Below are 25,629 nucleotides of genomic sequence, written 5' to 3' on the forward strand. Positions count from 1 at the left end.
AACGTCGCATCACCAATCCCGGTCACACCGTCCTCCGTCGTGATCCGCAACGTCACGAAATTCCGCGACGGACTGGTAACAAACACATCGGCGGCAATGATCTTCATGGCTGGTCCTTTTCGGGTCGGCGGGAAATGTGGGATGGATGGGACAGGCATCAGCGGTGGGTGCTGCCCCTGGCGGCGTCGAGCAAGGCAAGCTCTCCGCGACGCGGGAACCCTTCCCAGTCGCCGCGGGTGCTGACGGCGAAGGCACCGGCCAGGATGCCGCGCGCCAGGCGGCCGGCCACATCGTCGCCGTCGAGCAAGGCGGAAAGGTAGCCGGCGGTGAAGGCGTCGCCGGCCCCCACGGTGTCCACGCTTGTCACTGCGAGGGCGGGCGCTTCAAGGAAGCCTTCGCGTGTATGGACGGCAGCACCAGCCGCTCCGCGCTTCACCACGACTTCCCTGACGCCGGCTTCCAACAGACATTCTGCGGCGGATGCTTCGTCCGCAGCATGTCCTGCTGCCCCGCTCCGTGCCCGGGCCGGGGCAATCAAGTCCAGTTCGTCGTCGGACGCGATGACGATGGTGGCGTGCCGCGCCAAAGGTGCCAGGACCTCCCTCGCCTGCTCACGCGGCCAGAGCTTGCTGCGGTAGTTGACATCGACCGAAACCAGGATTCCTTCAGCCGCGGCCCGTTCCGCAGCGTATTCCACAGCGTCCCGGGCCTCCGGACTGAGCGCCGCGGTGATGCCGGTCAGGTGCAGGATCCGTGCCCCGCGGTCCAGGGCGGCGGCAATATGGCCGCGCGAGATGGTGGACCCCGCGGACCCTGCGCGGTAGTAGAAGGCCCTGCTGAGGTCGGCGGTGCGCTGTTCCAGAAACATCACCCCGGTGCTCCGCCCGGGATGCACAGTGTGGTGCAGCTGGACTCCCTCGCCCCGCAGCTGCGCCTGGATGAACTCGCCGTGCGGATCCGCGCCCACCACGCCGGCCCAGGCTGCCGAATGGCCAAGGCGTGCGATGCCGATGGCAACGTTCGATTCCGCCCCGGCCACCTGCATGTTCAGGGTGCCTCCGGATGCCAGGGGTCCGGCGGACCGGAGCGAAACCATGGACTCGCCGAAGGTCAGGAGATCCACCGTCACGAAGAGGCCCCGGTGCGGGCTGCGAATTCGGAGGCGAGGCCAAGGAAACGGCGGGCGCGGTTTCGCACATCCGAAAGGTCGCCGCCCGAGGCCGCCGTGCCGAAGAGCGGTCCCCCGAGGCCGACGGCGATGGCCCCGGCTTCCCAGTACCCGGCGGCTTCGTCCAGGCCCACGCCGCCGACGGCGATGAAGGGGATGTCCGGGAAGGGATCGCGGACGGCCTTCAGGTAGCCGGGACCGCCGATGGATGCGGGGAACAGTTTGATGGCGGTGGCGCCGCGTTCCATCGCCTCATAGGCCTCGCTGGGCGTCAGCGCCCCGGCAATGACGGGGATGCCGGCGTTGGCGGCCTCGCTGATCGAGGGGGCCAGGGAGGGGGTGACGATGAACTGGCCGCCCGCTGCGGTGACGTGTTCGACGTCGGCCTGGCTGAGGACCGTGCCGGCGCCCACCAGGCAGCCGGCCGGGGCAGCCGCGCGGACTTCGCGGATGGCCTCCAGCGCGTTGGGTGTGGTGAGGGCGATCTCGACGTACTGGAAGCCCTCCTCCATGGCGGCCAGCGCCGCCTGGGCGGCAGCACCGCCGTCGTTCCCGCGGACGATGCCCACGAGCCGGGCCTGCCGGATGCCGGCCAGCAGGCCGGCCGAGGTACCACCTGTGTTTTGGGAGGTCATGGGTTCACCATTCTGCGAAGGATCCGTCGGGGTGGCGCCACACCGGGCCGCGCCAGGCATGGCCGCGCTTGTCCGCGGCACGGACCACGGCCTCATCGATTTCCACGCCCAGTCCCGGCCCCGTAAGCCGCTCGATGTGGCCGTCCACGAACTTGAACGGCGTCTTGTCCACCACGTAGTCGAGCACTTCGGCACCCTGGTTGTAGTGGATCCCGATGCTTTGTTCCTGGATCAGGAAGTTGGGGGTGGCGAAGCCCACCTGAAGGCAGGCGGCGAGTGCCAGGGGGCCGAGCGGGCAATGCGGGGCGAGCTGGACTTCATACACTTCGGCCAGCGCGGCGATCTTGCGGACCTCGGTAATTCCGCCGGCGTGCGACAGGTCCGGCTGGGCCACGGCAATGCCGGCCTGCAGGGCGGGCAGGAACTCCTGCCGGTTGTAGAGCCGCTCACCGGTTGACACGGGGGTGGTGGTGGAAGCGGTGAATTCGCGCAGCAGGTGGGTGTTTTCCGGCACCACGGGCTCCTCAAGGAAGAAGGGCCGGAACGGCTCCAGCAGCGGCGCCACCCGCCTGGCGTTGGCCAGGCTGAAGCGGCCGTGGAAATCGACGGCCACATCCCGGTGGTCGCCCAGGACCTGGCGGGCCGCGGCAACACGGCGGATGACGCCGTCGATCTCTGCCACGGAGGCAACCGGGCTCATCCGGCCGCTGGCATTCATCTTGACGGCGGTAAGGCCCACCTCCAGCTGGGCGCTGATCTGGTCCGCCACCTCGTTCGGCTCGTCACCGCCCACCCAGCCGTACATCCGGATCCGGTCGCGGACGTGGCCGCCCAGGAGTTGGTGCACGGGGGTGTTGAAGTGCTTGCCGGCGATGTCCCACAGCGCCTGGTCCAGGCCGGACACGGCGCTGGCCAGGATGGGCCCGCCCCGGTAGAAGGACCCTTTGGTCATGACCTGCCAGTGGTCTTCGATCCGGAGGGCGTCCCTGCCGATGAGCAGTTCCGAGAGTTGCCCGACGGCGGTGCGCACCGTTTCGCTGCGGCCCTCGCAGGTGGCCTCGCCCCACCCCACGATGCCGCTTTCGGTTTCGATCCGGACAAAGAGCCAGCGGGGTGGAACGAGGAAGGTTTCGATCCGGCTGATGACGGTCACGCGGTGGTTCCTAACCCTTGGTGGCGCCGGCGGTCAGGCCGGAGACGATGTACTTCTGCGTGAAGAGCGCAATGATCATGATGGGGATGGTGACCACTGTTGCCGCGGCCATCAGGCCGCCCCAGTCGATGCTGGCGTAGGAGACGAAGTCGAAGATCGCCACCGGCAGGGTCTTGGTCTTGGCGCCGGAGAGCACCAGCGCGAACATGAAGTTGTTCCACGAGAAGATGAAGGACAGGATGCCGGCGGTGGCGATGCCGGATACCGCCAGCGGAAGCGTGATCAGCCGGAACGCACCGATCGGAGTGAGACCGTCCACCTCGGCCGATTCCTCCAGCTCCAGCGGAAGCGAATCGAAGTAGCTCATCATGATGTAGACGATCAGCGGGAGCGCGACGAACATGTGGCTGAGGATGAGGACCTCAAACTTGCCCACCATGCGCAGGTTGGAGAAGACGTAGTACCAGGGCACCAGCAGCGATACGCCGGGGATGACGCGCGCCATGAGGACCACCAGCGCGGAGCGGTGCATGGTGAACCGGCTCATGGCGTAGGCAGCGGGAACGCCCAGGACGATGGACAGCGCCGTGGAGACGAACGCCACCCAGAAGCTGTTGACGACGAACACGAAGTAGTTGTTGCGCTGCAGCACGTTGGCGTAGTTCTCGAAGGTGGGCGAGAACAGGAAGGCCTTGCCCGTGTCGTAGATGTCCACGTTGGTCTTCAGCGACGCCAGGAGCATCCAGAACAGGGGTGCCAGCAGGAACAGCACCACCACGATCAGGGCCACCACCCGGAAGACCTTGTAGGCGCGGGTGCCCAGCGGCTTTCTCCGGCGCGGGGCCTTGCTGGTGGCGGTGGCGGCGGAATCTGTCATGACGGTCATTTGCTTACCGCTTTCTTGCGCATGGTGAGCAGCCACATGGAGCCGATGATGATCATGAAGAACAGGATCAGCACCGCCGAGGAGAGCCCGTACTGGTTGTAGTCGAAGCTCAGTCCGTAGGCGTAGACGTTCAGCGTCTCCACTTCGTGGAAGGAGCCGCCACCCTTGCCCTTGGTGGCGTAGAGGATGTCGAAGGTCTTCAGTGCATCGATGCCGCGCAGCAGGATGGCCACGATCACGGTGGGCATCATGAGGGGCAGCGTGATGAAGAAGAAGCGCTGGAAGGCGTTGGCGCCGTCCACGCGGGCGGCCTCATCCGGTTCGTCGGACAGCGAGGTCAGGCCGGCCAGCAGGATCAGGACCACCATGGGGGTCCACTGCCAGACGTCCATGAAGATGGTGGTGCCCAGTGCGGTGTCCTGGCCGGACAGCCACGGCTGCGGCGGGATGCCCACCATGCCCAGGAGCTGGTTGACGAAGCCGATGTTGGGGTCGAAGATCAGCCGCCACATCATGCCGACGGCGACCGGGGTGGCCACCAGGGGAAGCAGGATGGCAACCCGGACCCACTTTTCGCCCCGGAAGGGACGCCAGAGGAGCAGCGCCACCCCCATCCCCAGCACCACTTCGAAGGTCAGCGCGACGCCGGTGAAGGCCAGCGTGCGTCCCACGGCAGGCCAGAACCGCTCGGCATCGCTGAGGACCGTGAGGTAGTTCTGCAAACCCACGAACTCTGTTGCGGCACGCACCGAGCCCTGGGAGTCCGTAAGGCTCAGGTAGACGGTCCAGGCGAGGGGGAAGACGATCAGGACGCCGACAAAGATCATGGCCGGCGCGGCGAAGAGCCATTTGCGGTGCCGGTTGGCCCAGGCGGAAAAGCTCCCCCGGGCACCGGTGGGGCCGCCGGCACCGCGGGTGCGGGCACTGCGGGGAGGGTTCAGAACAGACATGGTTCACCTAAGGGTTTGGGGGTGAAGTGGGCCGCCGGGACGGCTGCGGGCCGTCCCGGCGGGAGTGTGGCTTGCGCCCGGCGTCCTACTTCTTTTCGCTGTCCAGGAAGCTCTGGAAAGCGGTCTGGGCGTCGTTGGCAGCGGCTGCTGCGTCTCCACCGGTGATGGTGGCGACGATCGGCGCACCCACGATTTCGCGCGCCTTGCCTACGGTGACCACCTCGGGCCGGTCGTGGCCCACGCCGTTCTTGGCGCTGGCGGAGATCGCGTCAGCGAGGTCCTTGGGGTACGTGGAGGTTCCATCAGGGTTGGACCAGACGGAGGTACGCGGGCCGGGGACGCCGGCTTTCTGGGCTTCCAGGGTGCGTTCCTTGCTGGTTGCCCACTGGATGAACTTCCAGGCGTTGTCCTGGTTGCTGGAGTTCTGGTTCACGCCCAGGGCCCAGGACGGGATGTTGTAGGGCTTGGAACCGGCGGGGCCGGCGGGCAGCGCGGCGAACCCAACCTTGTCCGCCACCTTGGACTTGGCGGGGTCGGTGGCGTTCTTGTAGAGCGAATCGGCCTCGGTGTAGAAGGCGGCACCGCCCTGGGTGAAGATGGCCATCGCTTCAGGCCAGCTCATGTCCGTGCTGACGTTGGCGGGGCCGTAGTTGCGGATCAGGCCGCCGTAGTAGGCGTAGGCCTTCTTGGCTGCATCGGTGTTGACCGAGGCCTTGCCGCCGGCGTCCATGAAGTCGCCGCCGAAGCTGTACAGGAAGCTGGAGAACTGGGTGACTGCGGCGGATTTGCCGGTGCGGGCCACGAAGCCGGCGGTGTCCGGGGAGGATGCCTTGATGGCCTTGGCTGCGGCTTCCAGTTCCTCCATGGTCTTGGGCACCTGGAGCCCTGCGGCCTGCAGCAGGTCCTTGCGGTAGTACAGGACCTCGCGTTCGGTGATGATCGGGACACCGACCACCTTGCCGTCAACCGTGGTGGCCTTGACGGGGCCTTCCTGGTAGTCCTTCCAGTCCCAGCCCGAGTCGGAGGAGACGTTCTTGGTCAGGTCCGCCAGGTAGCCGTTCTTGGCGAAAGCCTTGCCCTCCTGGAGGGGGCGGTACATCATGACGTCGATTTCGTCGCTGCCCGCGTTGAGCTTGACGTTGTACTGGTCTGAAAGCTGGTCCTCGCCCAGCTGCGTGAGCTCAACCTTGAGCCCGCTGGACTTTTCGAACTCCGGAATGGCGGCCTTGATGCCCTCGGTCCAGACGTGGTTGGCCAGGGTGACGCGGACGGTGCCGGTCTCCTTCGCCTGGTCGCTGCCGCCACCGCCGCCGCTGCAGGCGGTGAGCCCCAGCGACATCGCCGCGGCCACTGCCGCGTACTTCACAATTGAACGCCGCTTCATTACGACTCCCTTTGTTCAAGGCCGCGGACGTGCCGGGCCGGTTGCATGACGCCTCGTTACGTCTGCTCTGTTTAGCGAGCATAAACAAATAAGGCAGACATATACAAGACCTTGCACCGGCCCATATGATTTATTCATGACCATCCCAAAGGCGGCGTTCTCCCCTGACCTGCACGCGTCGCTGGTGGAGAACCTGGGGCTGGCCATCGCGGCGGGAACCCTGGCGCCGAACTCGATCCTCCGGCTGGATGAGCTGGAGGCGCAGCACAAGGTATCCCGCTCCGTCATCCGCGAAGCCACACGCGTCCTGTCCTCCATGGGCATGCTGGAGTCGCGCCGCCGGCTTGGCACGGTGGTGCAGCCGGAGGCCAGCTGGAACCTCTACGACCCGCAGGTGATCCGGTGGCGGCTGGCGTCGGCGAAGCGGCTGGAGCAACTGCGGGCGCTGAATGAGCTTCGCGGCGCCATTGAGCCGCAGGCCGCCCGGCTCGCCGCGGAGCGGGCGTCACTGGATGAAGCCAGCGACCTCGTCTCCATGGCCGCGCGGCTGTGGGCGGCGGGCCAGCGCGGGGACCAGGAACAGTTCCTGCGGCTGGACATCGAGTTCCACGCCGCAGTCCTCAACGCCTCGGGCAACCTGATGTTCTCGCAGCTGCACAACCTCGTGGCTGAAGTGCTCTCCGGGCGGACCCAGCACGGGCTCATGCCACACCTTCCGGACCACGAGGCCCTGCAGTTGCACGTGGATGTTGCCAGCGCCATCCAGCGCCGCGAGGCCGGCGCCGCCCACGCGGCCATGAGCAGGATTGTGGAGCAGTCCACCGAGGAAATGGGCGACATTTGGTCCAGCAGCCATGCTTCCGATATTGAATCCGCGGAAAAGGGCTGACCCCGGCTTCGGCGGGACCCGGCCAGCGCTAGGCCTTTACCGCCTCCAGCTCCCCGGCCAGGAACTCCAGCGCGGGGAGACCTTCCGGCAGCCCTGCCGTGTGGTTGAGGTGGCCGTGTACCCCGCCTTCGGCGAGGAAGAAGGACACCGGGACCCGGGCCTGCGCCAAAGTTGACGCGAACAGCTCGGTGGAGCCGCGGGCGTCGTCGTACTCGCAGGCAAGCACCGCAGTGGGCGGAAGCCCGGCAGGGTCCGCGTAGCCTGGCATGGCGTAGGACGGTGCCATGCTGACCGGGCCGCCCACGTAGTTCTCCGCCGTGCGGATGCAGTCCTCCAGGGTGAACCGCAGGTGGCGCGGAAGCCCCGCCATGACGGCGTCGTCCAGTCCCCCGGCCGGCGGCGGGAGTTCGGCGTGCAGGAAGGGGTAGGCCAGCAGGAGCTTGGCGGGCAGCGGCTTGCCCGCGTCGATCAGGTAGAGCGCGGCGCCCACGGCCAGGTTGCCGCCGGCACCGGCCCCGCCCAGGCACAGCAGGTCCGGATCCAGCCCCAGCGCTTCGGCATTCTCCCGCGCCCAGAACCATCCCGCCAAAACGTCGTCGTGCGGGATTGGGTAGGCCACGCCGTCCCGGGCCAGGCGGTAATCCACGGAGAGCACGGGCGTGCCCCGGTGGGCCAGGAACCGCGCCAGGTAGTCCGATTCGGGGCTGTCCACGCTGCCGCTGACGAAGCCGCCGCCGTGCAGCCACACCAGCCCGGGGCTGTCCGTACGGGCAGGTTCGCCGTAGATGCGGATGCCTACCGGCCCGTGGCGCCCCTCGGCGGTAACGCTGTGGATGGGCACATCCGGGCCCGGCGAGCGCTCCGCGTCCGGGTTCAGGAACTGCGGCCCGTCAGGGCTGGCGAGGTACTCGGCGAATCCGGCGGGTTCGCCGTGCGCTGCGGCAGCGGAAGCCTCCGCGGACATGGCGGCGGGTCCTGTTCGGGGTGTCATGGTGTGCCCAGCTTCCGGGAAAAGTAGTCGACGGCGGCGGCCAGGATGCTGTCCAGCTGGTCCTCGGCGCCGAAAAAGCAGTGGTCCCCGCCCTCGACGGTCACCACCTCGTGTTCCACTCCGGCGTCGGCGAGCGCTGCCGCAAGTAAGTCTGTTTGGGAATGCGGCACCAGCCCGTCGGCGTCGCCGTGCACCAGCAGGAACGGAGCGGCGTCGGCGGTCACGTAGCTGACGGGGCTGGCCGCGGCCAGCAGTTCCGGATCGTCCGATCCGCCCACCAACATGTGTTCCGGCTGCAGGGACATGCCCGGCGGCACGGCGGCGGTCAAGGCGGGCGGGAACAGCCCTTCGGGCGTGCTTATCGGGGGAATATCCACCAATGAGGACACGCCATAGAAGTCGACGACGGCGCTGACGCCGCTCGGGTGCCCTTGGGCACCGAGGCCGCCCTCAAGATCGCCGCGGTTGCCGGTGAGCCCAAGCAGCGCCACGAGGTGTCCGCCGGCGGATTCGCCCCAGGCACCGAACCGCTCCGGGTCGATGTTGAGGACGGTGGCAAATTCCCGCAGGTACCGGACGGCGGCCTTGAGGTCGTGAAGCTGGGCGGGGAACGGGGCTTCGAGGGAGTGCCGGTAGTCCGCGGTGGCGCAGGCGATGCCGGCCTCGTTGAGCAGCCGGAAGACCGAGCCGGGCGCGAAGGTGGGCGGCAGTTCCCGCCGGTCGCCCAGCTGGAACGCTCCCCCGTGGACCCAGAGAACCAGCGGAACGGGCCCGGATGCCTTGCGCGGAAGCCAGATGTCCATTGTCAGGGGCCGGAACCCCAGGGCCTTGGCGTAGGTGACTTCCCGGTGCACGGCCGAGATATCCGAGACGTACTCCGGCGTCCCGGGAGCGTCGAAGACCGGGAACGGCGGGATGTTCCGGCCACCCGGACGGGACGAATCGCGGGCAGGATCAAGGACTTCGGTGGTTTCTTCCACTGTCATAGTGTGCTCCTCATCAGTTCAGGTTGAGCGTCGTCCCCGCCGGTGGCGGCAACGAAAGTATGGGTGCCGGGGCCGACGACGGCGGGCGGTGCGCCGGGCAGCAGCACCTCCGCCGTAGTGCCGGCCGGGATCGTGGCCGTGAGCGTCAGCCCGCCGTCGTCCGGTGCCCCGTCCTTCATCGTCCAGGCCACCTCGACCAGGCCGCGGGGGCCAAGATGCGACGTGGCTGCGGAGGTGAGGCCTGCGCCGGGGCGCGGTTCGATGATGATCCGCTCCCAACCCGCACTGCCCGGTGCCTGGCGCAGTCCGGCCGTGTATCGGTGCAGGAAGGACACCACGGAGCCCTTGCTGTAGTGGTTGAGCGACTGGTGCGGGTTGCCGCCGGCGTCGATGCCGTCCCACAGTTCCCAGACGGTGGTGGCGCCGCGGTCCACCATGGCCAGCCAGGACGGTCCGGTGTCCTGCATCAGCAGTTCGTAGGCCAGCCCCAGCGCACCGTTGCCGGCCAGGACCGGCAGCAGGTAGGGGGTGGCCAGGAAGCCCGTGCCCAGGTGCGTGCCGGCCTCCCGGATGAGCGAGGTGAGCTGGGCGGTGACGGTGGCGCGGTGTTCCGGGCTGACCAGGTGGAAGGCGAGGGCGCGGACGCAGTTGGCCTGGCTGGCGTGGGTGACGTGCCCGGAGGCGTCCAGGTATTCGGTTTCCCAGGCGTTCCGGATGTTGGCCGAGAGTTCCGCCAGTGCCGCGGCCTCCCCGTGGCGCCCCAGGACAGTTGCGATACGGGCCATCAGGTCCGTGGTGTGCCGGTAATAGGCGGTGGCGACGATGCCGTGGTCAGCGGTGCGGGCGGCGAACAGGTCCGGCTCGGGCCCGTCCGGTTCCATCCACTCGCCGAAGTGGAATCCGGTATCCCACAGGAACTGCTCGTGCGGTGCCCGGCTGGGGCTTGCGGCGGCCCGGGAGGCATGCCGGTGGCTTTCCGCGGAGGTCCGGACAAAGTCCAGCCAGCGCTGCATGGCATCCCAGTTCTCGGCCAGGATGGAGGCGTCGCCGGTTGCCAGGTACAGCTCCCACGGCACCATCACGACTGCGTCGCCCCAGCCGGCGGACCCGTTGGTGAAGCCCATGAAGTCGGCCGAGGTGACCGCCGGCCCGGGCGTAGGTGAGATGTTGGCGATGACCCCGTTCTCCCACTGGTCGGCCCGAACGTCCCGCAACCACTTCCGGGAAAACCCGGTGACGTCGTACAGGTAGGCCGCGGTGGGCACGAACAGCTGCCAGTCCCCGGTCCAGCCGGCTTTTTCGCGCTGCGGGCAGTCGGTGGGGACCTCGCAGGAGTTGCCCAGGAAGCTCCATTCCACGATGTCGTGGAGCTTGTTCAGCCGCTCATTGCTGCAACTGAAGGTGCCAATCCGTGGGAGGTCGGTCCGGACCAGGCAGCCCGTGATGTCCACGGCCTCCAGGTCCTCCCGCAGGCCCTGCACCGAGACGAACCGAAACCCGTGGGTGGTGTGCCGTGGCTCGAAGACTTCGCCAGGGGCGCCGGAGGAGATGACGGTATCCACCTGCCCGGCGTCCAGGAAGCCGCCAGGGCGGCGGAAGTCATGCGGGCGCAGGTGGTCCCGGGTGACGTCGCCGTCCCTGCCGAGGGATTCGCCGTATTCCACAGTGACAGTGTCGCCGGGGGCTCCCAGCCTGCCGAGCCGGACCCAGCCGTGGAGGTTCTGGCCGAAGTCCACCACCTGGTGGCCATTGGGGAGCCGTGTGATGGATACCGGGGCCAATTCCTGCGTCACCCGGGTGGGAGGGCTGATGGGCCCGGTGAGGGTTTCGAGGCTGCCGGGACGGACGACGGCGGGCTGGACGACGGCGGGACGCAGCACAGGTGCGTCCCGCACCCCTGGTGGGCTCCCGCCGTCGGCCATCCGGAAGTCCACCCGCTGGCCGGCCATAAGGTCGGCGCTCGTGATCTCCGTTGTTGACACCTGCCACGCCGCATCGGTGCCGATGACCTGCCTGTCCCCGCCGGACTCCAGCTCCAGCTGCGCCAGGAAGGCTGTGTGCGTGCCGTACATGTCGGCGTCGCGCGTGTACCCGAAGGTGCCGCGGTACCAGCCGTCGGTGAGGACAGCGCGGACGGTATTTTTGCCCGTCCGCAGCAGTCCGGTGATGTCATAGGTTTGGACCTGGAGGGTGGTGTTGTAGCTGGTGGAGCCCGGCGTGAGCTGCTGGTCGCCCACGCGGCGGCCGTTGATGAACAGCTCATAGATGCCGTGCGCGGTGGCGTACGCACGGGCCTGCTGCGGGACGGTGTCCAGCCTGAAGTCCTTGGCCAGGGCGTAGCCGGGACGTTCCCCGGGCGCAGGCACCGCATCCTCGCCGGGCCCGATCCAGTGGGCTGCCCAGTCCGTGGCCTGGAGGAGACCCAGCTCGACCGGCATCGGCTCGGACCAGTCGCTGGCTTCTTCGGCGCCGTTCCCATCGGCGTTCCAGGTCCGGACCTGCCACTCGAAGCGGTCCCTGGATTGCAGTGCCGGTCCGCTGTACGGGATGCCGCTGCAGGCAGCCGACTCCACCTTTCCGGTGTCCCAGCCGTTGCTGGCCGTGATCCGGTAGGCGGTCTGCGTTGTTGTGCCGGCGGGCGGCGTCCAGCTGAGACTGGGCTCCCGGATGGTCAGGCCCATCGCTTCGGCCAGGTGCTCGGCCCGGAGCCGGGTGGGGGCGGTCATGGGTGGAACTCCTGGAGTGCGGTGGCTGGGAGTTCCAGCTTGGTGTGCGGCAGCCCGGGCTCCACAGGGAGCTTTCAATGGTTGGAATAGTATTGTGGTTCAGCTCACTGCGAGGCATCGCAACTATCGACGGCGCTAGGAACCACTGCCATGACTGTCTCCCCCGAAACGGACACCCCGGCCGCCCGCGGCAAGCGGCCGAAGCAGGGCGAGCCGGTGATCGACCGGGCGTTGAGCCTGCTCGCCGTCTTTTCGGACCGGCGCCGGGCACTGACCCTCTCCGAACTGGCGCGGTACGCCGACATGCCCGCCCCCACCGCCCTGCGGCTGATTGCCCGGCTGGTGGCGTGGGGTGCCCTTGAACGGCTGGACGACGGCCGCTATGTGGTGGGGGTCCGGCTCTGGGAGGTGGCATCGCTGTCGCCGCGCGGGCACGGGGTCCGCGAAATAGCGCTCCCGTACCTGGAGGACCTGTTCGAGGTCACCCGGCACCATGTCCTGCTGGCGGTGCGGGACAACGAGGAAGCGGTGCTGATCGAGCGGTTGTCCTCCAAAGACGCCACCGAAGTGGCCTACCGGGTGGGCGGCCGGGCACCGCTGCGGTCCACCGCCGTCGGGCTGGTGCTGCTGGCCGGCGCGGACCAGCAGTTCCAGGAAACCATCCTGGCCAAACCGCCGGAGAAGGAATTGGGTGTGGCCGAGATGCCCGAGGGACAGCTCCGCCGGACCCTGTCCGATGTCCGCCGCACGGGCATCGCGATGATCCGGCGTACCCACCCATCCATGACGGTGTCCGTGGCGTCCCCCATCCTTGACGCGCAGGGCGCCGTTGCGGCATCGCTGTCCATCGTGGTGCCGGACGGGTCCACTCCGCCGAACGTCCTGGCCCCGGCGGTGCGGGCGGCCGCCCGGGCGGTCTCCCGAAACCTGGGCTACCAGGCGCAAGCGAGCACCGGCCTCTGGACGCATTCGCAGGGCTAAGCCTCCACGTCCCGGCTGCCCTGCCGCTGGCAGCGCCGGTCAGGACGCAGACCTCGTGTCGAACGCGGCCGCGGATTCCCGCAGGAGTCGCGCAACCGTGTCGACGGGCATGCTGCTGTGCCGCCGTCGTCCGGCGAACCGCCGCAGGACGATGCGCCGCGTGCCCAGCCCGGGAACGTCCAGGACCTCCACCCCGTCCTGCACCACGCCGGTCAGGGCGAGGGTGGGGACGATGGCCACGCCCTCACCGGCAGCAACGAGGGCGAGGGCGGTCAGCGTGTCCTGGTACTGGTGCACGGTTTCCACGGGGGCGCCCGTGGCGCGGCCCAGCCGCCCGAGAACCGATACGTTGGCCGCCGAGGGCTCCACCCCCAGCCACGGAAGGGGCAGGCGCCCCAGGTCGATGTTCTCCGTGGTGAGCAGGGACCCTGCCGGCACCACCAGCTTCCAGGGCTCGTCCAGCAGCGGTTCTTCAATGAGCCCCGCCCCAAGTGGACCTTGCCCCGCCGTCGTCGAATCAAGTTCCACCACGACGGCGTCGAGCTGGCGCTGCCGCAGCAACCGCATCAGGACGGGGAAGTCGTCCTCCACGATGTGGATCTGCAACTGCGGGTACTGGCGGCGCCATCCGGGGAGGCGCGGGATGACGACTGTGCGGACGAAACTCGTGAACCCGCCCACGCGCACCACACCTTCCACGGTGGCCCCGCCTTCCATCCGGGCAAGTGCCACGCTGAGGGCGCGTTCGATCTCTTCTCCCGCTTCGGCAATGGCCAGGCCGGGAGGGGTCAACACAGACCCTTTGGGTGTGCGCAGCACCAGGGCGTGCCCGGTTTCATCCTCCAACTTGCTGAGCTGCTGGGATACGGCGGAGGGCGTAATGCGCAGTTCATCGGCGGCTGCGAGGACGCCGCCCGAGCGGGCGACGGCAAGAAGTACGCGCACGCGGCGGGGATCAAGGTCCATGTTAAGTAGTTCTAAACCACAGCTTCAGAAAAAAGCAATTGAACTAAAGGCAGGCGGGCCCCAATAATTGCGGATGAAGGGCCGGAAGGCCGGCCGGGCGAGGGTGTTGGGAGGCAGTCATGGAACTGATGCTGGAAATTGCGGGCTGGGCCGGCGCGGTCGTGATTCTCAGCGCCTTCCTTGCCGTTTCCATGGGGTGGCTCAAGGCCGGCAAGGGCTTCCAGGCCGCAAATCTCCTCGGCGCGTGCGCCTTTATTGCCAACGGCGCGGTTCACGAGGCATGGCCGTCGGTGGTAACAAATGTGGCCTGGCTCCTGATTTCCGCCACGGCGCTCTTCCGCCTGAGGGCCGGCGGCTTGACCAGGAAGGCGGAGGCCTCACCGGTGCAACTCCCCGGCGTTCCGGACACCACCGGCCAGCTGGCCGTCGTCGAACCGACGCGGGCAGCCTGACCCACCGCGTCCGCCGGTGGTTCAGTCCCTGCCGGCAGTGTTCAGTACTCGCCCTTGATCACGAAGTACGAGCCGCGGATGGTGCCGGCGAGCTTGGACTTCTGGCGAGCGAACTTGAAGCTGGCTGCCAATTCCCCGGGGACCTCCATCCCGTCCGATAGCTTGAAGCCCACAGCCCGTTTGCCGCCGTCCTCGATGCTGTACATGACGTTGATGGACAGCCCGGACTCGTAGAACACGTACGTCATCCGCAGGCCGTCCACTTCGAAGGACGACACCTCGAGCGGCTTGGCGGCGATGACCAGGTCCCGCTCCGACTTGAGGATGGTGTTCACGTACTCGAGCAGTTCGGGCGCGTCCTGGGCAGGGGTGGTGGTGAAATCGTGGCCGTACTTGTTCTTGTAGTAGCGGGCCTCGTTGGCTCGCAGCCCGGCCAAGGCATCCGCCACCGGTGATGATTCCAAACCAACTGTCGAGACGTCCTTGAAATCCACGGTGTACGGCATGGGTCCTCCTGGCGACGATGTTTTGGACATCGTTGCAGATAAGCGGTGGCTGCGCACCTGGCCCGGACGCCTTCTTCCGGGCCAGGAGCAGCTTTCGCTATGTCGCCAGGGCGCCCAATGCCGCGGCGAAACGGTGCGTCCCGCCAGCAATGGCGTGCCGGGCACCGTCCGGAAGCACGACGTCGGCCGCCACCCCCTCAGGCACGGTCGCCTCAAGCAGGAACCCGCCGCCGTCGACCTTCCATTCCACCCGGACCTGGCCGTGCGGTGTCTTCAGGGAGGTCCGTGCCCAGTCAATCCCCTCCCCCGGCTGTGGCGCGATGAGCACCCGGGCGTAGCCCGGTTCCAGGGGCCGGATGCCGCCGATGGCCTTGTGCATCCAGTCCGCCACGGCGCCCAGGGCGTAGTGGTTGAAGCTGGTCATCTGCCCGGGGTTGATGGTGCCGTCCGGGAGCATGGAATCCCAGCGTTCCCATACGGTGGTGGCACCCATGGTGACCGGGTACAGCCAGGACGGACAGCCCTCCTCCAGCAGGAGCCGGTAGGCCTCGTCCACGTGTCCGGTGTCCGTGAGGGCGTGGGTGATGAACGGCGTGCCCGCGAACCCCGTGGACACCCTGTAGTTGTTGTCCCGCACCAGTTGCGCCAGCCGGTTGCCGGCAAACTCCCTCAACTCCGTGGTGGCCAGGAGGTCGAAGGCGATGGCCAGTGCGTAGACGGTGGTGCAGTCGCTGCGGATGGTGCCAGCGGCACCCACGTAGTGTTCGGCGAAGGCTGCCCGCACCCGGGCGGCGAGCGCCTCGAAGTGGGCCTCGTCGTCGTGCTTTCCCAGGAGTCCGGCCGTCTGCGCGGTGAGGCGCGCGGTCCGGTACATGCAAGCGGTGGCCACGACGGCGGTGTCCGCCTTGGCTGCCCACGGCTGGTCCGGCGCGGCATCAGGGTCCAGCCAGTCGCCGAACTGGAAGCCGGAATCCCACAGCCCGGACGGTGAGAGTAGGCCCTCCACGCGGCGGGTGTGCGCAGCCATTGACTCGAACTGGGTCGCCAGCACGCTGAGGTCCCCGTACGCTTCCCAGAGCGCCCACGGCACCCAGACCGACGCCTCGCTCCAGAGCGCCGACGACTCCGGGGCCGGGAATTCCGGCGGCTGCGGGCAGTACTTGAGGGCGTCCGGCACGGTGATGGGAACCAGCCCGTCCTGCGCCTTCTGCTCGGCTGCCAGGTCCAGGAGCCAGTCCTGCAGGAAGCCCTTGACGTCGTAAAGGTAGGCGGCGGTGGGGGCGAAGACGGCGATGTCGCCGGTCCAGCCGAGCCGTTCGTCGCGCTGCGGGCAGTCGGTGGGCAGGTCCAGGAAGTTGCCCCGCAACCCCCAGACGATGTTGCGGTGCAACTGGTTGACCAGCCCGTTGGAGCACTCGAAGGTACCGGTGCGCTCCAGGTCGGAATGGACCACCACGGCTTCGAGGTCCTCCTCCGTGAGCTCCCCGGGCCAGCCGGTGATCTCGGCATAGCGGAAGCCGTGGAAGGTCTTGGTGGGTTCGAAAAGGTCCTTGCCGCCGGAGAGGACGAAGGTGTCCGTGGCCTTGGCCGACCGCAGTGGCCGGACGCCAAGCTCGCCGTCCTCCAGCACCTCGGCGTGCCGCACGGTGATGGCCTGCCCGGCCTCCCCCTGGACGGTGAACCGGAGCCAGCCCACGAGGTTCTGGCCGAAGTCCACCAGCGTTTTGCCGCTTGGCGAGGTGAAGATTTCCACGGGATGCACGACGCCGGCACGCACCACAGGCGGGCCCACCGGCTCAGCCAGCCGGTCGGCGTCGAACGCCAGGGTACCCACGCCGGTCCAGTCAGTACCGGGCGCGAAGCCGGGCTCCGCCCAGCCGTGGACAGCCTTCCGGGCGTCGATGGTCTGCCCGTCGTACAGGTCGTTGAAAGTGGTGGCCGACGGACCGGCCTGCCAGCTGGCGTCGGTGCCAACGGACTGAACGTGGCCATCTTCGAACTCGATGTCCAGCTGGCCCAGGAAACCCAGCTCGGAACCGTAGAGGTTGGACATGCCGTGCCACGCCAGCCTGCCGCGGTACCAGCCGTTGCCCAGCTCCGCACCAACGACGGTGCGGGGTCCCACCAGGGCGGTGACGTCGTAGGTGCGGTACCGGAGCCGCCACTCGTAGGAGCTCCAGCCCGGGCTCAGGACATCCTCCCCCACTGGCGTGCCGTTGACGCAGGCCTCGTAGATACCGAGGGCGGTGGCGCGCAGCGTCGCCTTCACCACGCCGCCGTGGCCCTCCTCAAGCAGGAATTCCTTGCGGAGGCGCGGGGCGCCGTCGAAGTCCTGCCCGGGGGTGATCATGGCGGCGAGCCAGGGTGTGGAAGTCATTGATGAGGTGGTCCGTTCTGAAGTGGAGGCAAAGGTACTAGGCGTAGTGGCAGGCGACGTCCGCCGCGCCAACGCGGCGCAGCGCCGGCCGTTCGGTGGCACACAGCTCGGTGGCCAGCGGGCAGCGGAGCCGGAAGGGGCAGCCCCCGGGCGCAGGCACGGCGGCGGCACCCGTGCGGACACCCAGCGATTCCCGGGCCTCACGGCGCGCCGCCTGCTCGGCAGGGCGGGGCACCGGTGAGGCGGCCACGAGGGCCTGGGTGAAGGGGTGCTGCGGGTTTTCGGTGACGGCGGCGGCCGGTCCGCTCTCCATCACCTGGCCGCGGTACAGGACCACCACACGCTGGGCCAGGAACTGCACCACGGCAATGTCGTGCGCGATGAACAGGTAGCTGAGGCCCCGCTCGTCGCGGAGATCGGCCAGCAAGTTGAGGACCTGCGCCTGGGTGGAGAGGTCAAGGGCGCTGACGGCCTCGTCGCAAACCACCAGCCGGGGATCGCAGATCAGGGCGCGGGCCACGGAGATGCGCTGGCGCTGGCCGCCGGAAAACTGGCTCGGGTACCGGTCCACGGCCTCGCGCGGCAGGCCCACCCGCTCCAGCATGTCCTCCGCCTTCACCCGGGCCTCCGCAGCGGCGATGCCGCGCAGGCGCAGGGGTTCGGCCAGGGAGGTGCCGATGGTGTTCCGGGGGTTCAGGGAGGAGTTGGGGTCCTGGAAGACGGCCCGCAGTTCCCCGCCCAGGTCCCGGCGCTGGGCGGCGGTAGCGGAGGTGATGTCCCGGCCCTGGTAGCTGATGGTGCCGCCGGAAACTTTCTGCAGGCCGAGGATCGCCTTCCCGATGGTGGACTTGCCGGAGCCGGATTCCCCCACCAGGCCCACCGTTTCACCGGGGGCGATACTGAAGCTGACGCGGTCGACGGCGGCGGGTGCGGCGGCTGCCTTCCGTCCCCGGCCGTAGCGGACCACCAGATCCTTGACCTCAAGCATGGGGACGGCGGTGGCCGGCGTGGAACCGGCGCGTTCCGTGACTGCGGTGCTCATGCCATGTCCTTTTCGGTGAGTAGCGTCTGTTGGGGGCTGACCTCGAGCAGGCGGGAGGCCGGGATGTCCGTGGCCAGCCAGTCCATGCCTTCGACGGCGAGCTGGTCCGCCTTCACGCACCGCACCAGGCCTTCTCCTGCCCCGGAGGGAAGCAGCGGGACGGGTTCGAGGCAGGCGGAGCCGGCAAACTGGCAGCGGGCGGCGAACCGGCACCCGACGGGCCAGTCCTTGGGCTGCGGCACCTGGCCGCTGATGGTGGCAAGCCGCTCAGGCATGCTGTCCGCGTGGTTGGCGTGCGGGTCCGCGGCCAGCAGGGCCAGCGTGTAGGGGTGGCGGGGGCTGTCCAGGATGGCCGCGGTCCTGCCGTTTTCCACCACCTGCCCTGCGTACATCACGGCTACCTGGTCACAGATGTCCGCCACCACGCCAAGGTCGTGGGTGACCATGACCACGGACATGCCGGTGTCCTTCACCAGTGCACGGAGCAGGGACAGGATCTCGGCCTGGACCGTGACATCCAGGGCAGTGGTGGGTTCGTCCGCCACCAGCAGTTTCGGTTTGCCGGACAGCGCGAGGGCGATCGCCACGCGCTGCGCCATGCCGCCGCTGATCTGGTGCGGATAGGTCTTCAGGATCCGTGCAGCATCAACGATGCCCACCTTCTCCAGCAGGCTGAGCGCTTCCTTGCGGGCCTCGGCCTTGCCCATTCCGCGGAGCCGGCGGATGGTGGCGGTGAGCTGGTAGCCGACGGTGAACATCGGGTCCAGGGCGCGCATGGGTTCCTGGCTGATCAGGGCGATCTCGCGGCCGCGGACGGATTCCATGTCCTTGTCCGTGGTGGCGGCAAGGTTCCTGCCGTTCCAGAGGATTTGTCCGCCGGTGACGGAGACGCCGGAGGGCAGCAGTCCGAGCAGGGACAGCGCGGTCATGGTCTTGCCGCAACCGGACTCCCCCACCAGGCCCAGGACAGTGCCCTGTTCGACGTCGAAGGAGACGTCGGTGACGAGCCGGACGCCATTGTCGACGCCGACCGAGAGGTTGCGGACGCTGAGCGTCCCCCTGGCTGCGCGTCCGCCAAGGGCGCCGTCGTCCGTGGCATGGACGGGGGCGGCTGCCGCGATGGCTGCGACTGCCTTGGCGCGTTGCCGGCGTGCGGCAGCCGAGGGCAGGTGCGGCGCGGCGGCGTTGGGGGCCTTGCCCAGGGCGTTGCCGATGGCATTGGCGGACAGGACTGTGAGGGCCAGGACGGCACCGGTGGGGACCATCATCCAGGGGGCGTCGTAGACGTGCTGGGAGGCGCCCTGGATCATGCCGCCCCAGCTGGGCTGCGGGATGGGCGGCCCGAAGCCGATGAAGGCCAGGCCGGCCTGGATGAGCATGCCGACGGCGAAGATGAGTGCCGCCTGGACCACGATGGTGTTGGCCAGCCCGGGCAGGACGTGGCGGAGGCTGATGCGCAGCGGTCTGGCGCCGTCCACCTTGGCGGCGTCCACATAGAGCTGGGACTGCAGCGACTTGGCCTGGCCCAGGATTACCCGGTAGATGCCGGCGGACATCAGGATGCCAAGAATGGCCATGACCACGGGGATGTTGGTTCCCACCGCGCCGATCACGGCCAGGATGATCACCGTGCCCGGCAGGGACATCATGACCTCGGTGACCCGGCTGATCACGCCTTCGGTCCGTTCACCCGCACCGGCGGCAGCCATGGCCAGGATGGTGCCAAGTGTGACGCCGACAATGACCGTGAGCATTGAGGTCCCGAGGGTGCCGGCCGCCGCGGCGAAGATGCGGCTGAGGATGTCGCGGCCCAGTTCATCGGTTCCCAGCCAGTGCGCGGCGGTGGGGCCGGAGAGGACGGCAGTGAAGTCCTGGTCCTCGGTTTTGAAGGGCAGCCACAGCGGTGCGGTCAGCGACGCGGTGACGAGCGCGGCGAGCCAGACGAGGCCGGCTACGGCGCTGGGCGAGGTGAACAACCGGTGCCGGGAAAATCTGGTGATGGCCGCCCTGCCGGCGTTGCGCGCGGGAGCCGCTGCCGCCGTCGTGGTTTCTGCCTGGTCTGCGGGGGCCGGAGCCATTGAAGGGATCATGAGGCACGCAACTTCGGGTCGAGGAACTTGGTGGCCAGCTCCAGCACCAGGTTGACGGCGACCACCACCACGGTGGCGATGACCACCACGCCCTGGACGGCGGGGGCGTCATGGGTGCTGACCGAGGTCTGGACGGCCTGGCCCAGGCCGGGCATGGCGAACAGCTGCTCGGCGATGACGGAGCCGCCGAACAGGCCGATGAACTGCAGGGCGATGCCGGCCACGATGGGCAGGCTGGCGTAGCGCAGGGCGTGGACGTAGAGGATCTTCCAGGTGGGGGTGGCCGTGGCACGCAGCGTTCGGATGTGCTCCTGCTGCAGGGCCTCGAGCATGGAGGCCCTGGTCTGCCGGGCGATGAACGCCGCACCGCCCACGGCCAGGGTGATCACCGGCAGCGCCAGGGACAGCGCCCAGTCCTGCGGGGAGACCTCGAACGGGACGTAGCCGGTGGCGGGAAAGATGGAGGACTGGACGGCAAAGAGGTAGACGAAGAGGACGCCCACCCAGAACGCGGGCAGGGCAACCAGGAGGCCGACGAAGCCGCCGATGGCCTGGTCCAGCAGTCCCCCGCGGACGGCCGCGGTGACGCCAAGGGCGATGCCCAGGACGGCACTGAGGATGGTGGCACCGGCGGCAAGGGAGGCGGTGACAGGCAACCGGCTCGCCAAGTCCGCGCTGACGGAGCGGCCATCGATGAGCGAGATGCCCAGGTCGCCCTGGACCGCGGAACCGAGCCAGGTGAAGAACTGAGTGAGGAGCGGGTCGTTCCAGCCCAGCCGCTGGTTGACCTCGTCGATGGCTTCCTGGGAGGCGCCGGCGCCGAGGGACACGGCCCCGGGGCTGCCCGGCATTGCGTGCACCAGCAGGAATGCCAGCACCGCAACCACCAGCACGGTGGCCAGCGCCATCAGCAGGCGCTTAGTGATGAATAGTGCCATGGTGACCTCCATCGGTCAGGCCCGTCCCGCCGGGCACTCCCCTTGGCGGGGAGCACCCGGCGGGATGGTGCGGGTGTTAGCTCGCCGGGGTGTAGGACGAAAGGAGCGGGTAGGCGTTGGTGCCGGCGAACTTCACCGGGGCCACCTTCTTGGTGTTGTAGCCCTGGTTGGTGAGGGCCTCGTACAGCGGGATCATCCAGCCGGACTCCACCAGGCGGGTGTTCAGCTTGGTGGCGGCTGCCTTGGCGGCGGCGTCGTCCTTGGCTGCGGCCAGTTCGCCGGTGGCGGCGCTGAGCTGGTCATCGGTGGCCTTCTGGACGTTGGTGAAGCCGTTGAGGACCACGCCGTACATCACGCCGACGGGGTTGTCCCAGTTCAGCGGCGCATAGCCGAGGGGCGTGGTGGCGACGGCGGCGAAGGCTTCGTCCGTTGACGCGGCCATCTTCACGTTCATGGTGATGCCGACGGCGGCGAGGTCCTTCTGGACGGCCTGCAAGTCCGTCTGGGTCTGGGCGCCGGCGATGATGGTGAACTCGAAGCCGTTGGGGTAGCCGGCCTCGGCCAGCAGGCTCTTGGCCTTGTCCGGGTTGTACGCGAACTCGATTTCAAGGTCCTTGGTGAAGCCCGCCGAATCCTTGGGGAGGGCGTTCCAGGCCGGGACATCACCCTTGTGCAGTGCGTCCACCAGGGCCTGGCGGTTGATGGCGTACTGGATGGCCTGCCGGACCTTCTCCTGGGCGAACGCCGGGGCGGTCTTGCCGATCTTGTCGAAGGAGATCATGGTGTTGACGGTGCCGCCGATCTGGGTGACGCCGACGCCCTTCGACTTGGCGAAGTCAACCGTGTTCGAGGTCAGCATGGCCACGTCCGCCTGGCCGGACACGAGGGCGTTGGCCCGGGCCTGCGGGTCCAGCACCACACTGAAAACCACCTTCTTATAGGCGTACTTGGATGCGTCGGCGCTCTTGTCGTTCTTCACCATTACGTACTTGTTGCCCTTCACCGTGGAGGGGTCCAGGGTGTACGGGCCGGAACCGTCAGGGGTGGCCGCCAGGCTGGCGGTGTCCGTGACACCGTTCTTTCCCACGATCATCCCGGTGGTGGAGGCCAGGTTCTTTTCGAATCCCGGCTGCGGCTTGGCGAACGTCAGGGACACCTGGGTGGGGCCCACCACGTCCACCGAGGTGATTTCCTGCGCGCCGCCCTTGGCGACGGCCGAGTAGGCGCTCAGTGCGGGATCGGAGCGGCGGTCCAGGTTGGCCTTGACCAGTGCGGCGTCGAGCTTGGAGCCGTCCGTGAACGTGACGTCGTCCTTGAGGGTCAGCGTCAGGACTGTTTTGTCCGCGTTGTAGCTGAACTCCTTGGCCAGGCCTGGTCCCGTGGAACCGTCCGGCTGCAGCGTCATGAGGCTGTCGTAGAGGCCTTCGAAGAACTGGCGCTGCGCTGCGGAGACGCGCAACGGGTCGTAGCCGAAGGAGGCCGAGTCGCTGTCGATGGCCAGCGTGATGCTGCTGGTATCGGCTTTGGCGGAGGCCTGGCTGGATCCGCCGCCGCAGGCGGCCAGGGAGCCGATCAGCAAGGCACCGGTCAGGACGGCAGCGCTGCCGCGTGCGGTGGTAGTCAGGAGTTTCATGTGCTGCGCCTTCGCATTCTTCTATGACTGCAACGGAAAGAAATCAGTGGGGCCGGAGGTGCCCGGCTCCCTTCAAGAATCAGCCGGGGCTGCCTGCACCAAACATGACAATGTCATTGATTGAAAAGGTATTGTGGCGGCGGTCACGCCGGCCGACAGGATGGAGGGGAAGGCAGCGAAGCCTGGGACGCCGAGCGCGTCCATCACGAAAGGAACCCCATGACCAACCCGTTCCCCCGCGACTTCCTCTGGGGCGTGGCCACCGCAGGCCACCAGGTGGAAGGCAACAACGTCAACAGCGATACCTGGTTCCTGGAGCACCTGCCCGGGACGATCTTCGCCGAGCCCTCCGGGGATGCGGTGGACCACTACCACCATTACCGGGAGGACATCGCACTGATCGCCGGCCTCGGCTTCACCAGCTACCGCTTCTCCATTGAGTGGGCCCGGGTCGAACCGGAGGAAGGCCACTTTTCCGTGGCCGAACTGGACCACTACAAGCGGGTCCTGGAGGCATGCCGCGACCATGGCCTGGCTCCCGTGGTCACCTTCCACCACTTCACGTCACCCCTGTGGCTCCTGCGCCGCGGCGGCTGGGAATCCCCGGAAACCCCGGAACTCTTCGCGCGCTATTGCGGACGGGTGATGTCGCACCTGGGTGACCTGATCGGCGTCGCCTGCACCCTGAACGAGCCCAACCTGCCCTGGCTGCTGGAGTCCTTTGGCATCGGCGGCGAAGCGCCGGAGAACCGCGGAACCGTGCCCGTATGGGCCGCGGCCGCGGAGCGCCTGGGCATCGACGCAGCGGCTGTGGCCCCCTTCCAGTTCTGCTCCACGGAGGAGGGCTTCCAGGTGAAACTGGCTGCACACCGCGCCGCCACTGCAGCCATCAAGGCGCACCGCGCCGACCTCCCGGTGGGATGGACGCTCGCCAACTCTGACATCCAGGCCATCCCAGGCGGCGAAGAACTGGCAGCCCGGGTGCGCCGGGACGTCAACGAACGGTTCCTGGAGGCATCGCGGGGGGACGACTTCGTGGGCATCCAGACCTACGGCCGGACCGTCTATGGCCCGGACGGCCACGCCCCGGCGCCGGAAGGAGTGCCCACCAACCAGATGGGTGAGGAAATCTATCCGCAGGCCCTGGAGGCCACCATCCGCGAGGCCCACCGGATCGCCGGCATCCCGGTCGTCGTGACCGAGAACGGGCTGGCCACCGAGGATGACACCCAGCGCGTTTCCTACCTCAAGGCAGCGGTCGACGGCGTGGCCTCCTGCCTTGCCGACGGCATCGACGTGCGCGGCTACATCGCCTGGACGGCCTTCGACAACTTCGAGTGGATTTTCGGCTACCGGCCCAAGTTCGGCCTGATCGCCGTCGACCGGACAACCCAGGAACGCACGCCGAAGGAAAGTGCGCACTGGCTGGGCAGCTTTGCCCGGGAGCACACCCTGGCCGGGGCTGCGCAGCCGGCCTGACAACAGCGAATGGCCCGGACCTCCCTTGGAGGTCCGGGCCATTGTCCTTGCCTGCTACTGATGCAGCCGCAGCTTCGCGAGGAAGTCCGCCATGATCAGCCGCGTATCCACCGAGGTGTAGGTCCGGCGGGACGGCCCCGTAGCCGTTTCGGTGAACGCCGAGGTGACGTCGTCCAGGCCGGTCACCACCAGGGGTGCGCTGTCGCCGAGGCACCACAGCGGCCCGAACTTCACGAAGTCCGGCACGTGAAGGCTGTTGAAGTGCTTCCACAGCCACTCGCCGGCAGGTCCCCCATTCCTGAAGGCGTGGTCGAGTTCCGCAACCGAGGCCACCACCTGCCGGTACGTTTCGGCGGGGAACTGCCAGACCGCCAGTTCCTGGTGTGACAGTACGAAGTCCGCAGCGGCGGGATCCGTGCAGTAGTTGTACTCCTCGTTGTTCCGGGCAGCTCCACCCACCCAGGCCAGTGTCAGCAACGGGGCAATGCCTGGATCCAGCAGGAGTGCATCGGCAACATTGGTGAGGGGACCGGCGCACACCAGGATCAGGGGCAGCCCACCCGCGGCCCTGGCGGCGCCAATGATCGCGTCCGCCGCAGCGGAGTTCCTCGGCTGCCCGGTAAAGGGGCTGTCCGGCCCGGCATGCACCGCAGATTCGGGGTGCTCCAGCACCCGGAGCAGCTCCCCGGCAAGACCAGCGCCCCGATGGGCCATCCCCTCGGGCGGCCCGAACATCGGGTTGGTCAGGGAGCTGGTGACGCCGACGATCCTGTTGGCGGGCGACAACGCATGGTGGGCCAGTGCAAGAAGGCCGTCAGGGTCGCCGGCCCAGTCATTATCGATAATCACCCGGCACCGGGGTGCAATCCGAATCAAGTCCATTTTGCAAGCGTCGCAGCGCCCGCAGAATCACGGGACCGCACATTCCATTCACCGAAAGGCGGAAGTGTGCCTCCGTCAGTGCGTGTCCGGTTCCCGGATCACCAGGACGGGGCAGTGCGCGTGATGGATGGTCTGGTGGGAGACCGACCCGAGCAGCATTCCAGTGAACCCGCCATGGCCGCGGGAGCCGACCACCACCAGGTCCGCATCGCGGGACGCATCAATCAGCGCCGAGGCCGGGTTGCCCTCCACGATGCGGCCGGTGATGGCCACGCCCCGGTCCTTGACGCGTTCCAGCTCAGCTTCGAGGATGGCCTGGGCGTCTTTCTGGAAGATGTCGTAGTCCCAGGCTGTGCCCATGGCGTCGCTGACATAAGGGAAATTCCAGGCCGTCAGGGCCTGGATTTCGCCTGTGCGCAGCCTGGATTCCTCAACCGCCCAGTCCATTGCGGTGCGTGACTGCTCGGAACCGTCCACGCCCACCACTATCCGGAAAGTACCGCTACCGGCCACAG

General features: G+C 68.0%; 22 protein-coding genes. 4 read left to right on the forward strand and 18 right to left on the reverse strand.

Translation table 11 applies throughout. The annotated features are described in order from the left end of the window. Positions 1–157: 157 nt before the first annotated feature. The 6 genes from RM50_RS03050 to RM50_RS03075 all read right to left on the reverse strand — a co-directional run bounded on the left by RM50_RS03050 (position 158) and on the right by RM50_RS03075 (position 6,176). Positions 158–1,129, reverse strand: coding sequence for a sugar kinase (locus RM50_RS03050; RefSeq protein ID WP_043449830.1), 972 nt, complete (start codon positions 1,127–1,129; stop codon positions 158–160). Further along, positions 1,126–1,803: a bifunctional 4-hydroxy-2-oxoglutarate aldolase/2-dehydro-3-deoxy-phosphogluconate aldolase gene (locus tag RM50_RS03055; protein ID WP_052259930.1), complete on the reverse strand. Its 678-nt coding sequence runs from the start codon at positions 1,801–1,803 to the stop codon at positions 1,126–1,128. The genes RM50_RS03050 and RM50_RS03055 overlap by 4 nt, the downstream gene beginning before the upstream one ends. Before the next feature lie 4 nt (positions 1,804–1,807). Further along, on the reverse strand, positions 1,808–2,956 hold the full coding sequence (dgoD, locus tag RM50_RS03060; protein WP_043449832.1) for a galactonate dehydratase: 1,149 nt from the start codon (positions 2,954–2,956) through the stop codon (positions 1,808–1,810). A gap of 10 nt (positions 2,957–2,966) precedes the next feature. Further along, the gene (locus RM50_RS03065; protein WP_043449834.1) at positions 2,967–3,842 is read right to left on the reverse strand and encodes a carbohydrate ABC transporter permease; all 876 of its coding nucleotides are present in this window, start codon (positions 3,840–3,842) and stop codon (positions 2,967–2,969) included. Continuing rightward, positions 3,839–4,792: a carbohydrate ABC transporter permease gene (locus RM50_RS03070; RefSeq protein ID WP_043449836.1), complete on the reverse strand. Its 954-nt coding sequence runs from the start codon at positions 4,790–4,792 to the stop codon at positions 3,839–3,841. Before RM50_RS03070 ends, RM50_RS03065 begins: the two co-directional genes overlap by 4 nt. 85 nt (positions 4,793–4,877) lie before the next feature. Beyond that, positions 4,878–6,176: an ABC transporter substrate-binding protein gene (locus tag RM50_RS03075; RefSeq protein WP_043449838.1), complete on the reverse strand. Its 1,299-nt coding sequence runs from the start codon at positions 6,174–6,176 to the stop codon at positions 4,878–4,880. Positions 6,177–6,312: 136 nt separating this feature from the next. Here RM50_RS03075 and RM50_RS03080 point away from each other — a divergent pair, with 136 nt between their 5' ends. Then, complete coding sequence (locus RM50_RS03080; protein WP_043449840.1) at positions 6,313–7,065, forward strand: FadR/GntR family transcriptional regulator; 753 nt, start codon at positions 6,313–6,315, stop codon at positions 7,063–7,065. A 28-nt stretch (positions 7,066–7,093) separates the two neighbouring features. Here RM50_RS03080 and RM50_RS03085 read toward each other — a convergent pair whose 3' ends face one another. From RM50_RS03085 to RM50_RS03095, 3 genes are read right to left on the reverse strand one after another with little or no spacing between them, the layout of a single operon-like run. Then, positions 7,094–8,056: an alpha/beta hydrolase gene (locus tag RM50_RS03085; protein WP_043449842.1), complete on the reverse strand. Its 963-nt coding sequence runs from the start codon at positions 8,054–8,056 to the stop codon at positions 7,094–7,096. Then, on the reverse strand, positions 8,053–9,042 hold the full coding sequence (locus tag RM50_RS03090; protein ID WP_043449844.1) for an alpha/beta hydrolase: 990 nt from the start codon (positions 9,040–9,042) through the stop codon (positions 8,053–8,055). The genes RM50_RS03085 and RM50_RS03090 overlap by 4 nt, the downstream gene beginning before the upstream one ends. Continuing rightward, the gene (locus RM50_RS03095; protein WP_043449846.1) at positions 9,039–11,768 is read right to left on the reverse strand and encodes an alpha-L-rhamnosidase; all 2,730 of its coding nucleotides are present in this window, start codon (positions 11,766–11,768) and stop codon (positions 9,039–9,041) included. Before RM50_RS03095 ends, RM50_RS03090 begins: the two co-directional genes overlap by 4 nt. Before the next feature lie 150 nt (positions 11,769–11,918). Between RM50_RS03095 and RM50_RS03100 the strand changes: the two genes are divergently transcribed. After that, positions 11,919–12,749 carry an IclR family transcriptional regulator gene (locus RM50_RS03100; RefSeq protein ID WP_052259931.1) on the forward strand — a complete coding sequence of 277 codons (831 nt, stop codon included), beginning with the start codon at positions 11,919–11,921 and terminating at the stop codon, positions 12,747–12,749. A gap of 39 nt (positions 12,750–12,788) precedes the next feature. Here RM50_RS03100 and RM50_RS03105 read toward each other — a convergent pair whose 3' ends face one another. After that, the gene (locus RM50_RS03105) at positions 12,789–13,715 is read right to left on the reverse strand and encodes a LysR family transcriptional regulator (protein WP_043449848.1); all 927 of its coding nucleotides are present in this window, start codon (positions 13,713–13,715) and stop codon (positions 12,789–12,791) included. 119 nt (positions 13,716–13,834) lie between these two features. Between RM50_RS03105 and RM50_RS03110 the strand changes: the two genes are divergently transcribed. Beyond that, complete coding sequence (locus tag RM50_RS03110; protein ID WP_043449850.1) at positions 13,835–14,167, forward strand: CBU_0592 family membrane protein; 333 nt, start codon at positions 13,835–13,837, stop codon at positions 14,165–14,167. A 41-nt stretch (positions 14,168–14,208) separates the two neighbouring features. Here RM50_RS03110 and RM50_RS03115 read toward each other — a convergent pair whose 3' ends face one another. The 6 genes from RM50_RS03115 to RM50_RS03140 all read right to left on the reverse strand — a co-directional run bounded on the left by RM50_RS03115 (position 14,209) and on the right by RM50_RS03140 (position 22,753). Next, the gene (locus RM50_RS03115; RefSeq protein ID WP_043449852.1) at positions 14,209–14,673 is read right to left on the reverse strand and encodes a hypothetical protein; all 465 of its coding nucleotides are present in this window, start codon (positions 14,671–14,673) and stop codon (positions 14,209–14,211) included. 97 nt (positions 14,674–14,770) lie between these two features. Further along, on the reverse strand, positions 14,771–17,050 hold the full coding sequence (locus RM50_RS03120; RefSeq protein ID WP_043449854.1) for a family 78 glycoside hydrolase catalytic domain: 2,280 nt from the start codon (positions 17,048–17,050) through the stop codon (positions 14,771–14,773). Between the two features lie 37 nt (positions 17,051–17,087). Next, positions 17,088–18,092 carry an oligopeptide/dipeptide ABC transporter ATP-binding protein gene (locus RM50_RS03125; RefSeq protein ID WP_043449856.1) on the reverse strand — a complete coding sequence of 335 codons (1,005 nt, stop codon included), beginning with the start codon at positions 18,090–18,092 and terminating at the stop codon, positions 17,088–17,090. Then, entirely contained in the window at positions 18,089–20,182 is a 2,094-nt protein-coding gene (locus RM50_RS03130) for a dipeptide/oligopeptide/nickel ABC transporter permease/ATP-binding protein (RefSeq protein ID WP_043449858.1), read from the reverse strand. The genes RM50_RS03125 and RM50_RS03130 overlap by 4 nt, the downstream gene beginning before the upstream one ends. After that, a complete protein-coding gene (locus tag RM50_RS03135; protein WP_043449860.1) occupies positions 20,179–21,132 on the reverse strand; it encodes an ABC transporter permease in 954 nt (317 codons plus the stop codon). The genes RM50_RS03130 and RM50_RS03135 overlap by 4 nt, the downstream gene beginning before the upstream one ends. A gap of 64 nt (positions 21,133–21,196) precedes the next feature. Beyond that, positions 21,197–22,753, reverse strand: a complete 1,557-nt coding sequence (locus tag RM50_RS03140) for an ABC transporter substrate-binding protein (RefSeq protein WP_043449863.1) — start codon at positions 22,751–22,753, stop codon at positions 21,197–21,199. A 219-nt stretch (positions 22,754–22,972) separates the two neighbouring features. Here RM50_RS03140 and RM50_RS03145 point away from each other — a divergent pair, with 219 nt between their 5' ends. Beyond that, positions 22,973–24,232, forward strand: a complete 1,260-nt coding sequence (locus RM50_RS03145) for a glycoside hydrolase family 1 protein (RefSeq protein ID WP_043449864.1) — start codon at positions 22,973–22,975, stop codon at positions 24,230–24,232. Positions 24,233–24,286: 54 nt separating this feature from the next. Here the strand turns inward: RM50_RS03145 and RM50_RS03150 are convergent, their stop codons facing one another. Further along, positions 24,287–25,114, reverse strand: coding sequence for a nucleoside hydrolase (locus RM50_RS03150; protein ID WP_043449866.1), 828 nt, complete (start codon positions 25,112–25,114; stop codon positions 24,287–24,289). Between the two features lie 75 nt (positions 25,115–25,189). Beyond that, positions 25,190–25,627 (reverse strand): universal stress protein, encoded by a 438-nt coding sequence (locus RM50_RS03155; protein WP_043449868.1) that lies wholly within the window; start codon positions 25,625–25,627, stop codon positions 25,190–25,192. Between the last annotated feature and the right edge of the window lie 2 nt (positions 25,628–25,629).

Source organism: Pseudarthrobacter phenanthrenivorans, assembly GCF_000813845.1.
Taxonomy (GTDB): domain Bacteria; phylum Actinomycetota; class Actinomycetes; order Actinomycetales; family Micrococcaceae; genus Arthrobacter; species Arthrobacter phenanthrenivorans_B.